At 67.9% G+C, this 12,794-nt stretch carries 11 protein-coding genes and 1 pseudogene; 1 reads left to right on the forward strand and 11 read right to left on the reverse strand.

Annotation, left to right across the window (positions count from 1 at the left end; translation table 11 throughout):
* The 5 genes and pseudogenes from ACESMO_RS10425 to chpT form a co-directional block, all read right to left on the reverse strand.
* Positions 1-176 (reverse strand): annotated as a pseudogene (locus tag ACESMO_RS10425) (DNA recombination/repair protein RecA); the annotation flags it as partial.
* Between the two features lie 219 nt (positions 177-395).
* Positions 396-2,273 (reverse strand): M20/M25/M40 family metallo-hydrolase, encoded by a 1,878-nt coding sequence (locus tag ACESMO_RS10430; RefSeq protein ID WP_372708087.1) that lies wholly within the window; start codon positions 2,271-2,273, stop codon positions 396-398.
* Positions 2,274-2,439: 166 nt separating this feature from the next.
* Positions 2,440-3,255 carry a protein-glutamate O-methyltransferase CheR gene (locus ACESMO_RS10435; protein ID WP_372708088.1) on the reverse strand — a complete coding sequence of 272 codons (816 nt, stop codon included), beginning with the start codon at positions 3,253-3,255 and terminating at the stop codon, positions 2,440-2,442.
* A gap of 4 nt (positions 3,256-3,259) precedes the next feature.
* The gene (locus ACESMO_RS10440) at positions 3,260-3,631 is read right to left on the reverse strand and encodes a PleD family two-component system response regulator (protein WP_372708089.1); all 372 of its coding nucleotides are present in this window, start codon (positions 3,629-3,631) and stop codon (positions 3,260-3,262) included.
* A 104-nt stretch (positions 3,632-3,735) separates the two neighbouring features.
* Positions 3,736-4,386, reverse strand: a complete 651-nt coding sequence (chpT, locus tag ACESMO_RS10445; RefSeq protein WP_372708090.1) for a histidine phosphotransferase ChpT — start codon at positions 4,384-4,386, stop codon at positions 3,736-3,738.
* Positions 4,387-4,475: 89 nt separating this feature from the next.
* Between chpT and cysQ the strand changes: the two genes are divergently transcribed.
* Entirely contained in the window at positions 4,476-5,261 is a 786-nt protein-coding gene (cysQ, locus tag ACESMO_RS10450) for a 3'(2'),5'-bisphosphate nucleotidase CysQ (protein WP_372708091.1), read from the forward strand.
* Positions 5,262-5,381: 120 nt separating this feature from the next.
* Here the strand turns inward: cysQ and ACESMO_RS10455 are convergent, their stop codons facing one another.
* From ACESMO_RS10455 to ACESMO_RS10480, 6 genes are all read right to left on the reverse strand, one after another.
* Positions 5,382-6,620 (reverse strand): hypothetical protein, encoded by a 1,239-nt coding sequence (locus ACESMO_RS10455; protein ID WP_372708092.1) that lies wholly within the window; start codon positions 6,618-6,620, stop codon positions 5,382-5,384.
* Positions 6,621-6,730: 110 nt separating this feature from the next.
* Complete coding sequence (locus ACESMO_RS10460) at positions 6,731-8,077, reverse strand: DUF1570 domain-containing protein (RefSeq protein ID WP_372708093.1); 1,347 nt, start codon at positions 8,075-8,077, stop codon at positions 6,731-6,733.
* Between the two features lie 208 nt (positions 8,078-8,285).
* Positions 8,286-9,947: a peptide chain release factor 3 gene (locus ACESMO_RS10465; protein ID WP_372708094.1), complete on the reverse strand. Its 1,662-nt coding sequence runs from the start codon at positions 9,945-9,947 to the stop codon at positions 8,286-8,288.
* A gap of 50 nt (positions 9,948-9,997) precedes the next feature.
* Positions 9,998-11,551, reverse strand: coding sequence for a DUF1570 domain-containing protein (locus ACESMO_RS10470; RefSeq protein WP_372708095.1), 1,554 nt, complete (start codon positions 11,549-11,551; stop codon positions 9,998-10,000).
* An 83-nt stretch (positions 11,552-11,634) separates the two neighbouring features.
* Complete coding sequence (locus ACESMO_RS10475; RefSeq protein ID WP_372708096.1) at positions 11,635-12,015, reverse strand: hypothetical protein; 381 nt, start codon at positions 12,013-12,015, stop codon at positions 11,635-11,637.
* Positions 12,016-12,206: 191 nt separating this feature from the next.
* On the reverse strand, positions 12,207-12,539 hold the full coding sequence (locus ACESMO_RS10480; protein WP_372708097.1) for a DUF1491 family protein: 333 nt from the start codon (positions 12,537-12,539) through the stop codon (positions 12,207-12,209).
* Positions 12,540-12,794 lie beyond the last annotated feature (255 nt).

The following is a 12,794-nucleotide window of genomic DNA, read 5'->3' on the forward strand; positions in this document are numbered from 1 at the left end:
AGGCCCAGCGATCCGGTCGAGACCGACGGGATCGCCTGAACCACCCCGCCCTTGCCCAGCTTCATCACCGAGCCCTTGCCGAAGGCCCGGTCGATCTGCGCGATCGCCGCCTCCAGCGCGCGCTGCTTGTCGCCGTCGTCCCTGCTGACCAATTTCAGATTCGCCTGAGCTGCCACCTTGCCACTCTCCCTTGCCATGATTCCCATCTGGTTTTCGGGAGAGACCCGCCTGGACCCGCTCCCTGTTGAGACGCAGTTAGTACACGGTTTGTTCTGGTTGCCAATATGTTCTTTTTGGGCGATTTGTCGGTGCGTCCGAATTTGACGTAGGGGGGATCGCCTGCTGAAGCTCGACAAAAACGACGACCGCCGATCTGACTCAGCAGATAGGGGGATTTAGCCGCTCTCGGTAGTCGCTGACATCGGCACCACGACCTGGGCTGCGACCGACAGGCCGCCGCCGACAAGCAGGGCCGCGACCGCCGCGATCAGCAGGGGCCGGGCCTGACCTCGCTCGGGGCCGAGCGGCCGCAACAGCATCAGCACCAGCAGGCCCAGGATGACCAAGGCGCCGGGCAGGTCCATGCCGACGCCGAGGAAGACGGTGTGGGCCTGGCCCATGATCCATGCGCCGCCGAGCACGGCAGCGACAGCCACGACGGCCAGCGACCGGGGGCGGGTCAGGCCGGGGTCGAGGCTGGCGGCGATGGCGGCGGCGACCGCGGCCATTAACCCGGTCCAGACGAACAGAAAGGCGGCCTCGGGCGCGAGGCTCTGCGCCACGGTGGCCAGGATCAGGATCAGGCCGACCAGGCCGGTCCATCCGCCCCAGGTCGAGCGCGCGGCGAGGCCGGGCACCAGCGACAGGCCGATGGCGACCACCGCTGCGCCGATGACCATCGGATTCAGTCCGCCAAGGACCAGGGCCACGACCGCCGCCATGGCGATTGCGCCCGCGACGATCCGACGGTCGAGGCGCGTCCGGCCACCAAACAGGGCCAGGGCTACGGCCAGAACGGTCAGGGCCGCACCCGCTTCCATCCACGGCAGCCGGGCCAGCAGGGTGTAATAGACGTCGGCGCTGTCGGCCCGGGCCGAGAGCGGCCCGGCCAGCAGTCGTACGAATTGGGTCAGCACCAGCCCCGTCGACAGGAACCACAGGCCATCAATCGCGCCCCGCCCGGCGTCGGCGAAGGTCAGGCCGGCTTGGGCTCTCGCGCGCCAGACGGCGAGGCCCAGGCCGAGGAAGGCCAGTCCCAGCAGTCCCCATCCCATGACCGGGGGATGGCCGAGGATGACGCGGCCAAACAGGTCGGCATAAACCAGATTGGCCGTCGCGGCGGGCAGGGCGGGCGCGCGCAACAGGGCGTCCGCTGTCTCCAGCGCCTGCGATCCGATATGCTGGACGCTGCCCTGGTCGAGCGCCTCAGGTGTCGAGGCCGCCGTGTGATACTGTTCGGGGCGGCCGATGAAGGCCATGTTGATCCCCTGGACGCCGCGGTCCTTGGGGATGGTGAAGTCACTGCCGTTGGGCATGGCCTCATAGACGAACACCGCCAGTGAATTGGACGAGACCCCGCCCGTCGCCTTGACGCCCGCTCGGCCGAACAGGGCGATGGTCTCGGCGTTGCCGCGTCCGGTCTCGAACATCATGGCCCGGCCGCCGCCGCCGCGCGCCTCCAGATTGATCACCGCGCCGATGCGGTCGCGAAGGGGGTGACCGCCCCAGAAGGCGCGGGCGCCGTCGAGGTTCAACTCCTCGCCGTCGGTCAGCAGGACGACTAGGGTCCGGTCCGCAGGACCACGGGCACGAATGGCGCGCACCGCCTCCAGAATGGCGGCGACGCCCGTGCTGTCATCGGCCGCGCCGGGCGAGTCGGGCACCGTGTCATAGTGGGCCATCAGGGCGACGGCGGGCAGACGCGGATCGGCCCCGGGCAGGACGCCGATCAGATTGGTCAGCTCAATCCCGGACGCGGAACCGCCGCGGCGCTCGATCCGCTGCACCGCCCTGGGCGAAAGCGGACCGGTCTGGGTCGAGGTCTGCAGGCCCAGGGACCCCATCCTCTGCAGCAGCACAGCCTGCACCCGCGCATGGTCGGCCGAGCCGACCGGATGCGGCCGTTGCGCGATCTCGCGCACATCGACCATGGCGCGTCCGGCGGAGAAGGCGATGGCCGGAGCGTTGGCGGGCAGGGGCGCGGGGCTCTGCAAGGTCAGGACGGCGATCGCCAGCGCCAACGCCAGCGATCCGAACAGCCACAGCAGCCGCATAATACATCCTCCCCCGACGAAGCGCCCAGCCTAGCCGGGCTGAGGTGCCGCGTCATCCGGGAAGCGCGATTGCGGTTACTGGCAGGGTGGTCGCCCAACCGGATGGGCAACCGCGCGCAGGCCGCGAGGGCATTGGCGAGGGTAATGGCGAGGGTGCCCTGGCCCCCTATGCCGCCCGGCTGAGCGCCGCCGGAGACTTGACGAACAGGCCCTTGCGTCCGGCCACGGGGCGGAAGGCCAGGCTGTCGTTTGCCAACTGCTCGTCGGGTCCCAGGAACAGGCAGCCGTCATCGACCAGCCGCCGCTCCAGATTATCCAGCACGCCCGCCCGTCGCGCCGGCTCCATGTCGCAGATCACATGGCGGCAGAAGATGACGTCGAAGCGGTGCTCGTCCTTCGACGCGTCCAACAGGTTGGCGCGGGCAAAATGGACGGCGGAGCGCAGTCGGGCGTTGGCGATCCAGTTGTCCTCGACCTGGTCGAACCAGTCCAGCATCGTGCTCGCCTTCAGGCCACGCTGAATCTCGAAGCCGGTGTAGGCGCCGGACCGCGCCTTCTCCAGCGCGCGCTGCGACAGGTCGGTGGCCACGATCTCGGCGGTCAGGCCGGCGTCCAGGGCGCCCATGGCCAGCGACCACGCCTCCTGACCGGTCGAGCAACCGGCTGACCAGACCTTGATCGGCGCGCCCTGCCGCGCCGCCGACAGGACCGGCAGCAGTTCGCGGGCGAAGGTGTCGAAGGTCGGGCGGTCGCGCCGGAACCAGGTCTCGGGATTGAGCAGCGCCTCGATCACCAACCAGCCCAGTCGGGCAACGGGCTTGGCCCACAGCGCGGCCATCATGGCCTCGACCGTCTCGAACCCCTCGCGGCGCGCCACCGGACCCAGACGATGCTCGGCCAGCTTCATCCGGTCGCGCGTAAGCCGGGAGCCGGCGCGCGTGGCCATCAGGGTCTGGAGGCGATCGAAGTCTTCCGGCGACATGGGTTCAGACGGCTCCCACCTCGGCGAATTTGGACGTCAGGATTTCGCCGTCGAACGGCTTCATCACATAGTCGTCGGCGCCGGCGGAGAGGGCCTCGGCGATGCGTTCGGCGCGGGTCTCGATGGTGCAGAACAGGATCTTGGGCCCGGCTCCGCCCGGCAGGGTGCGCAGACGCCGCAGGAAGGTCATGCCGTCCATGACGGGCATCGACCAGTCCAGCAGTATGATCTCGGGCATGACGCCGGCGCAGAAGGCCAGGGCCTCGGACCCGTCCGCAGCCTCATCGACCTCGAAGCCGAGGCCCTCGACGATGCGCCGAGCCACCTTGCGGATGATCCGGCTGTCGTCGACGATCAGACAGGTTCTGGGGGTCAAGGGTCGGTTTCCATCAACGAATTCGGTACGCAACGCCGGCGTGTGTCCGTCCACCATGATCGCCCCGGGCCGGTTAACGAGTCCTTGGGAAACCCGTTTAAGCGTCAGTTAGGCATGTGGGCGATCAGGACCACGCGTCCCTCTTCGGCCTGAACGTCCAGCGCCCCCCCGGCGTCACGGGCGGTCAGCCACAGCCAATAGGGTTGAATCCATTGGCCCTGAAGGCCTTCGTCCAGCGGGAGGCCCGCCAGACCGGCGACGGCCTCGCCCTTCAGTCGCGCCCGCGCTCCTTCGGCCACGCCTTCGAACACGATGGTCTGGTCGTCGCGACGCGTCTTCAGCGTGGCCATCCCGCCGGATGGCAGGGCGGCGACGGTCAGATAGGCCAGATTGACCAAGGCCCGTGCCTGCGACTTGGAATAGGTCGTGTCCTCGACCTTCCAGTCCAGGGTCGCGCGACCGCCCTCGGTCAGGCCCGAAACCAGATCGCCCAGTTCCGCCCCCGAGAACCGCTCGGCCGAGGTGGCGGCCCCGAAAGCGACGCGGGCGAAGGCGACCAGGGCGACCATCTTCCGGGCGCTGGCCTCGATCAGGCTCATGGCGTCGTCGCGCATGTCCTGGGCCGTCGGATCCTTCAACAGGTCGAGGCCGGAACTGATCGCGCCCGCCGGGCTGATGAAGTCGTGGCACAGCTTGCCGGCGACCAGCGCGGCCAAGGCCTGGCCGTCAGGAAGGGCGGAGGAGGTGTCGGTCATAGGGCTCCGGAGCAACAGTCGGACATTGCGTCGGACGCTGACCTGATTTGCCGGTTCGCGAAACCGGTTCGATGCTCTAATCCCGCGCCATGATCAAACGACTGACCGCCGACCTCGCGTCCGGCGCCCTGACCGTGGCCCTGGCCGATATCGCCGAGGACGCCGCGCGTGTCATTCTTCCTTACTGGCGCAACGGCGTGGCGGTCGAGACCAAGTCGGACGACAGCCCCGTCACCCTGGCAGATCAGCAGGCCGAGGCCCTGATCCTGGCTCGGCTTGAGGCTCTGTATCCCGGCGTCCAGACCGTGGCCGAGGAAGCCGTGGCCGCCAACGGTGCCCCGGCCGAAGCCGCCGACTGGTTCTGGCTGATCGATCCGCTGGACGGCACCCGCGGTTTCGTCGAGGGCCGCGAGAGCTTCACCGTTAACATCGCCCTGGTCCACGCTGGCGCGACCGTCGCGGGTGTGGTCACCGCCCCGGCGACCCAGACCACCTGGCGCAGCGTCACGCCCGGCGCAGGCGCCGCGCGCCGCCGCTTCGGTGAAGGCTGGCAGGCGATCAAGGTCCGCGACCGGCCCGCCTCGCCCATGGCGGTGATGAGCCACAGCATGACCGACGCCGAAGCCGTCCGACTGGCGTCGCGCCACGGCTGTGTGCACTGGCAGGGCACGGATTCGTCGCTGAAATTCTGCCTGATCGCCGAAGGGCGGTTCGACGCCTATCCGCGCACCGGTCCGACCTCTGAATGGGACACCGCTGCGGGTCAGGCCGTGCTCGAGGCCGCCGGCGGGCGGGTCATGGCCGAGGACGGCCAGACGCTGCGCTACGGCAAGCCGGGGTTCGGCAACGGCGGGTTCGTGGCGCTGGGCGGCTAGAGCGAAATCGGTCTTGATGGACGCAGTCCATCAAGGCTCAGATTTCGCTCCAGCATGATTCTGGACCATTTTTTTGGATTCAGGTCGATTCGACCTGAAGCAAAAATGGTCTAGCCGCCGTCAGGCCTTCCCACCTTCCGGCATGGCCAGCATGGCGCGTTCCACCAGCGCGGGAGCGCCCTGTTCGCGGGCCGTCTCGATGGCTTCCGCCAGCATCAGGCCGACCGCCCTTGGCGGCGTTCCGGTCAGCCGCCCAACGGCTATTGTGATCCGCGCCATGATGATCTGGTCCGCTGCCCAGTCGAGCGGTCGCGACGATCCCGACGACAGGCGGCGCAACACCAGCGCATGCAGACCCATCAACCCCTCGACGTCGCCCATGGTCTCGGCCAGCGCAACTTCCGCCGCCTGTCGCCGCTCCCGCGCCAGGGTGCCGAGCAGCAGGCCCGGCTCGCGGGTCAGGGCCTCGACCTGCGCCAGCGTCATCAGCGGCGTCTCGTCGTCGGTCCGCGCCAGCTGAATGGTCGCCCAGTCCAGAGGGCTGTGATCCGGGGTGAACTGATCGGCCGCCGCCTCGAACAGGGCCCGGCCTTGCGCCAGGGCGTCGTCGTCCTTGGCCAGCATAGCCAGGGCCCTCAAACCGGCTCCGGCCAGCGCCAGGGCGCGGGCGCGCGTCAGGGGCCGGTAGTCTGGCGAGGCCGCCTCGATCAGGGCGCGCAGGTCGCGTCCGGCCTGATCCAGCAGTCGCGGATCGCGCCTGGTCACGCCCGCTTCCAGCGCCAGAGCCGCGCGGTCCAGTCTCAACACGTCGCCGACCATGGCTGGCAGGCCCCTGGCCTGGTGAATCGCCGCGTCGAGCAGGGCGGCGGCATTCAGCATCCCGCCCGCGTCGCCCGACAGCCGGGCCCGCCGCGTTGTCAGCCGGGCGAGCAGCGCCGCCGCGAGGGCGCGCGTCGCCGGTCGCTCGGCGGACAGTCCCTGCACGTCGGCCAAGGCGGCGGTCAGCGCCTCCGGGCCGCCGAACAGATCGAATTTCAACAGATGGATCTCGCCCGCCTCGATCGCCGCCGCAGCGGTCTGATCGCCCGACGTCGCGAGCCGGGCCGCTTCGGACGCGGCCCGCGCCGCGCGATCCAGGCTGGAGCGTCGACCCGCGCGGTGGGCGTGCTCGCGCCACAGGGTCGAGGCGCGCATCGCGGCGTCGAAGGGGCGGGCGCAGGACACGCGGCCCGCGTCAATGCTCTCGCGCCGCGCCTCCGCCTCGACCAGGTCCGCGCTGATCAACTCCAGCCAGCCGAGATCGTCGCTCTCGCGCGCCTTTTCGAACAGCTTTCTCAGGTCCCGGCCGAATTCGAACATGGTCCGCCGCACGCTCCGTCCCGCTTCGGGACCATCAGACGTCCCTCTCGCTCCCTTTGCAAACGCGACGCCGCGCTGCTGGTTCGGCTTGGCCGTGGAGAACCAGTCGTTCAGGTCGCGGGTGTCGCGCGACGCTCGGCGATCCGGGCCAGAAGCTCGCGCGCCTGCTCGGCGTTGCCGCCGCCGTGCGGATTGTTGGCCACGGGCGTCAGAAGGGCCTCGGCTTCATCCAGCAGGCCGTGACGGACCATGACGTCCGCGGCCTCGCCCCGGATTGACATCACCTGCGGCGCCAGTGCGGCGGCGACCCGCCAAGTCTGGACATCGTTGTTGTCGGTGTAGCCCGGAAATCCGCGGCGGCTGCGGCCCAGGGCGGCGTAGAGCCAATAGTCGGAGGGATCGGCCGCGATCGCGCGGGCCAGGAAGCCGCGCGCCTGACGGTAAAGCGTGACGCGACGCTCGGACTCGCCGGCGTCGTCGCCCGCCTTAATGCGGGCCTGGGCCATAAGCCGCAGCGCCTCGACATTCGCGGGATCGGACTCCAGCACACGTGTTAGGGCGGCCTCACCGGCAGACGTCTCCCCCCAGGCCAGTTCCGCCTGCGCCATGGCCGTCAGCGCCAGTGGGTCCTGGGGCCAAGCCAAGGCGGCGGCGCGTACGTCCGCCAGCAGCTGGGTCTGCGACTCTTCTTCCTGCGGATAGCGCAGGTTGAGGGTCGTCAGCAGCACCTGGTCGGCGCTGGTCGGCAGCGACGACATCTGGATCACTGGCGTCGTCATCGGCGTCTGCAACTCAATGAAGGGCATGGTGCCGTTCAGATAGTCCCGCAGCGCCCGGGTCAGTTGCTCCGGGGTCTGGCCGAAATGAGCCTGAAAGGCCTCAACCGGTGCCTGTCCGCGCGCCGTCGCTTGCAGATAGGCGTCCAGTCGACGACGGCGATCGCCGTCCTGAATCATGTAATGGGTAAGCAGCCATGACTGGGCGTAGAACGCCTGGCGCGCCTCGCGATCCCGGAAGTCGAGCGGCCTGCGGATCAAAAGCTGGTCCATCGGCAGCCAGGCTTCCTGGACCAGTTGCGCCTGGCGTCCGCGATTGCGGTCGCCAATCGTCGCCGTGCCGCGTTCATCAACCGTGGCGGTCATGAAGAATTCGGCGAAGCCTTCCGTGAACCAGCCGGGATAAGCGCCGGGGAAATTCTGGTACATGAAGTGGTGCGCGTATTCGTGCAGCAGGATGTCGTCGTCGATCCCCCGCTGCAGGACGGCGAAGACGTCGCTTTCGCTGGCGGAATAAAATCCATCCACGCCGCGCGCCAGGCCCGGCCTGACTTTCCGAAGCTCGCTGGGCCCACCGACAAGATAGACCGGCAGCTTGCGCCCGCCCGTCGTCGCCGGCAGTCCGAACTGTCCGCGCATCAGGGCATCGAACCGCTCCAGCTTGACGGCATAGTCGCGCATCCCCCGCTCAGACCCGTCGCTGTAGACGATGAAGCGCTCGGTCTCGGCGCGCCGTCATTCCGCCTGCGCGGTTCCCGGCATGAGAAGGCAGGCCGCCGCAGCCGCGCCGATTAGCCATCTTTCGATTCGCATTCCGATCACTCCACGCGGGGTTGTCCTACCGATCTAACCCGCGATCGTGACGGATCGAAGCCACGGAAGCTGACGCTCAGCCCCGCTCCTTGGTCTTGGTGAAGGCCACGCTCAGGAACCGCTCCATCACATATCCGGTCTCCCAGCTCGACTTGGCCAGAAACACCGGGTCGTCGTCGATGTCGCGGGCCATCTGGCCGCGGTATTTGGACATGAAGTCCTCGAGATCGGCCTTGGTGCCCCCCGATCCCGGCATGATCCAGCGCGCCTCGGCCCAGGGGCTGGGTTCGAAGATGACCTCCAGCCCGTATTCCTCGCCCAGCCGGTCGGCCATGACCTCGAACTGCAGCTGGCCTACGGCGCCGACGATGAAGTCACTGCCCATCTCGGGGCGGAACAGCTGGGTCACGCCTTCCTCGGCCAGGCCGTCCAGCGCCTTCTTCAGGTGTTTGGCCTTCAGCGGATCCTTGACCCGCACCCGCTGCAGGATTTCCGGGGCGAAATTCGGCAGACCCGCGAACCGGATCAGGCCGCTTTCGGACAGGCTGTCGCCAACGCGCAGGACGCCGTGGTTGGGAATGCCGATGACATCGCCGGCAAAGGCGTCGTCGGCCAGTTCGCGGTCCGAGGCGAAGAACATGATGGGGGCGTTGACGCTCAACTGCTTGCCGGTGTTCTGCACCTTCAGCTTCATGCCGCGCTGAAACTTGCCCGAGGCCATGCGGAACATGGCGATGCGGTCGCGGTGGTTGGGGTCCATATTGGCCTGGACCTTGAAGACGAAGCCGGTGACCTCGGTATCGCCAGGCTGGACCGTGGAGGGGACGGGCTCGGGTGCATTGCGGGCACCGGCCACGGCGCCGTGCTTCTGGGCCCTCATCGTTTTCGGAGGCGGCGCCCATTCGCCTATCGCGGCCAGCAGTTCGTCGATGCCGAAATGGCGCAGGGCCGAGCCCCACAGCACCGGCGTCATATGGCCTTCGAGGAAGGACTGGCGGTTGAAGGCCGGATAGCCGCCCTCGACCAGTTCCCGGGCCTCGATCAGCGCCTCATGCTCGCCGGCCTCGAAATATCGGGCGGCCTCGTCCAGCGGCAGGGCCTCGGGGTGGGGGAATTCCTCGGTCGAGCCGGCAGGCTTGCGGGCATAGGGCTGGAACCGGCCCGTGCCCATCTCGACCATGCCGCGCAGACGGTTGCCGCTCTCGGCTGGCCACCAGATCGGGGCGGGGTCGAGTTGCAGGCGTGACGCGATCTCGTCCAGCAGGGCCATCGGGTCCCGGGCCTCGCGGTCCAGCTTGTTGATGAAGGTGATGATCGGGATATCGCGCAGGCGACAGACCTCGAACAGCTTCAGCGTCTGCGGCTCGATGCCCTTGGCGGCGTCCAGCACCATGATGGCGCAGTCGGCGGCGGTCAGGGTGCGGTAGGTGTCTTCCGAAAAGTCCTCGTGGCCTGGCGTGTCGAGCAGATTGAACATCCGGGCCATGCCGTCGGCCGGGGCGTGCTCGAACGTCATGACCGAGGCGGAGACGGAGATGCCCCGCTCCTTCTCGATCTTCATCCAGTCGGACTGGGTGCGCCGGTTCTCGCCGCGCGCCCGCACCGCCCCGGCCGCGCGGATGGCCCCGCTGGCCAGCAGGATATGCTCGGTCAGCGTGGTCTTGCCGGCGTCCGGGTGGGCGATGATGGCGAAGGTCCTGCGGCGCAGGGCCTCCTCGGCGAGGGTCAGTTTCGACATGTTCGATCCGTTGGGCGGCGGGAGTTACCCCGGACCGGAGCGAAAGTCACTCAGGCGCCGCCGTCTTCATCCTCGGGTGGAGCCGCCTCTTCCTCCGGTTCAGGCGGAGGGGCGTCGCCGCCGATGGCCGGCAGCCCAGCCGCGAGCCGCGCCTCGTCCAGCCGCTCGCGCAACGCCGCCTGGCCGCTTCCGCCGTGCGGATTATTGGCCAGTGGCGACAGTACGACCACTGCTTCCAGCGCCCGTCCGCGCGTCATCAGGACCTGGGCGTAGTCAATGCCGTTGGCCGGAAGCTGGGGTGCCAGGGCATAGGCGGACTCTAGGGTCTGGAAGTCGCTCTCGTTGGGATAGCCCGGCTGGCCACGGCGGCTGCGGGCCAGGGCACGGTAGATGCGGAAATCCATCGGGTCGGCCTGATAGGCGACACCCAGATGGCGTTGCGCCTGCCGCTTCAGGGCCGACAACCCGGCCACGTCCTCTGTGTCGTCCGCCTGGTCCATTAGCAGCGTGGCCATCAACAGTCGCGCCTCGGGGTCCTCGGGATAGGCGGCGATCACGCGCTCCAGCGTGGCCCGGGCGGCGGTCGCGTCCTTGACCGCCTGCTGAACCCTGGCCAAGGTCAGGTTCGCCAGACGGTCTTCGGGATGACGATCCGCCGTGGCAAGGGCCCGGGCCAGCAAGGCCGGGCGATCCGCCTCCGAAACGGCCCGGGTAGCGCGCAATCGCAGCCACAGAGTGTCGCCGGCGCTGCGCGGGAGCCGCGCCACCTCGACCGAAGCCACCGGCAGGGCTTCGGTCAACGTGTATTTGGTGATGCCGCGACCCAGATAACTGCGCAGGTCGCGCGTCAGCTGCTCCGGCGTCGTTCCGACATGCTCGCTCAGCGCATCGATCGGGTCCGCGCCCCGCCCGACGGCGCCGAGATAGGCTGAGAGCTGGCGATTCCTTTCGGGAGAACCGAGCATATAGTGGGTCAGCAGCCAGGCTTGGGCATAGTAGGCACCGCCCCACCTTGCCGAGCCTATGCTCAGACGCGAGCGCAGCACGTCTTCCATCGGGAGCCAGTCCCTGGAGTCGTTCAGGGCTATGACGCGGCCGTCTCGCCAAAGCCCGTAGGTAATCCGGCCCATCCGCATGTCGGATGGCGCGAAATACTCGGCGAAGCCTTCCACGAACCAGCCCGGATAGGCGTCGTTCTGGTGCTGGTACATGTAATGGTGGGCGTATTCGTGGAACAGCGTCTCGTCGCCTCCCCGACGTTCGTCAGAGACCGCATATATGCCGTCGTAGCTGCGGCTGTAGAAGCCGGCCACCGTGTCGGGCATGCCGGGCCAGATCTGGCGCATTTCGGCCAGGCCGTTGGTGATGTAGATGTCGAGCTTCGGTGCCACGATGTCCGCGTTGCGGGGCGGCATGAACAGCTCAAGCATGGCGTGGAAGCGTTCGACCTTGCGGGCGTATTCGCGGATCTCGCCTTCGCTCGTGTCGCCATAGATGACGAAATGCTCGCTCTCGGCCCTCAGCCACTCGGCGCGGGCCAGTCCGGGGGCGAAGGCGATGACGGCGGCGAGAAACACGCCGAGCGCGGATTGGATGAAACGCATGACGGGGCAACTCCGAGGTTGCGCCGATCAGTCCACATTGACGGGATGCGTGCAATCCCTCGATCGTTTGGCGGCCAAGGAAATCAGGCCGCCATCCGACCCCAGACCGCGCGGTCGGCGGTCAAGGCGTTCAGCTCGCCCCTGCGCTCGCGGGTCTTCAGCTGGCGCATGATGGTCGCGGGTAGGGCGCAGAACAGCGGCTCGACCAGAGCCGGGTCGCAGCCGGTGTCCGGCGCGGCGAACAGGGCGGCGTTCACCTCCGGCGAGCGGTCATGGATCAGCCAGGCCAGACGACGGGCGCGCTCGGGATCGTTCTGTTGCAGAAACGGGTTCTCGGCGAACAGTTCGCAGCCGAGCTCCATCACATAGTCGAAGCCCAGCATCTCGAAACGGCGCGCGTCGCCGGGCGTGACCGGGCAGGCCTCGTCCAGGTCAAACACAACGTCGTTCAGAAGAAACAGCATCGTCGGCACCCACCATCTCCGGGCTCATGTTGGCCCGTTATCGATGACCATAGGGGGTCTCGCTTGCCGTTCCGTTCCCGAACGTCGTTAAGGCTTTCGCACTGGAAGAGGTGGCTAGTGATTAGTGATCAGTGATTGCCGGGCCCACCACTTCGGTTCGACGAAGACACTGCAATCGCGGCGGCCACCAATCACGCCCCCGCCACCTTCTCGGTGATGAAATGCCGCCCCTGGCGATCCTCGATCTCGACCACCCACAGGTCGGGATCGTAGCCGATCTGGCGCTGCACATAGGCGTCCAGCTCACTCTCGAAGTCGCTTTCGACGGGCTGCATCCACAATCGTTCGCCGTCGGGCCCGAAGGCCTCGCTATAGAGTCTGGCGCGACGGCTCAAGGTGTCGAACGCCTTGACGATCACCGTGCCCGCGCGCGTGTCACCCTTGCGCGCGACAGTGGCGAAGGCCCCGCCCAGCTCGGCGCGGCGGATCAGGGCCGACACCCACAGATCGCTGGAAAGAAGCAATTCGCTAACCCTGCTCGGCAACCGCAACGGAACGCGTGGCGCGTAAGGTGCGGCTCATGACGATAGGCTCTCTTGCCCTCAAGACCAAGGCGGCGCTGGCGATGGCATGGACGCTGGCCTGTCCGCCGTCAGCGCCAATGAGACAGATTGAGGGTTCAGTTTAGAGGAGGGTTTTGGTCTCGTCGTAGTGACGAAGGAACGAAGATGAGACCAAAACCCTTGCCCTCGAAAGCGACGCCCGGCGAGCGGGTTGCG

It is taken from the genome of Brevundimonas sp. (assembly GCF_041688735.1).
In the GTDB taxonomy this organism is placed as follows: domain Bacteria; phylum Pseudomonadota; class Alphaproteobacteria; order Caulobacterales; family Caulobacteraceae; genus Brevundimonas.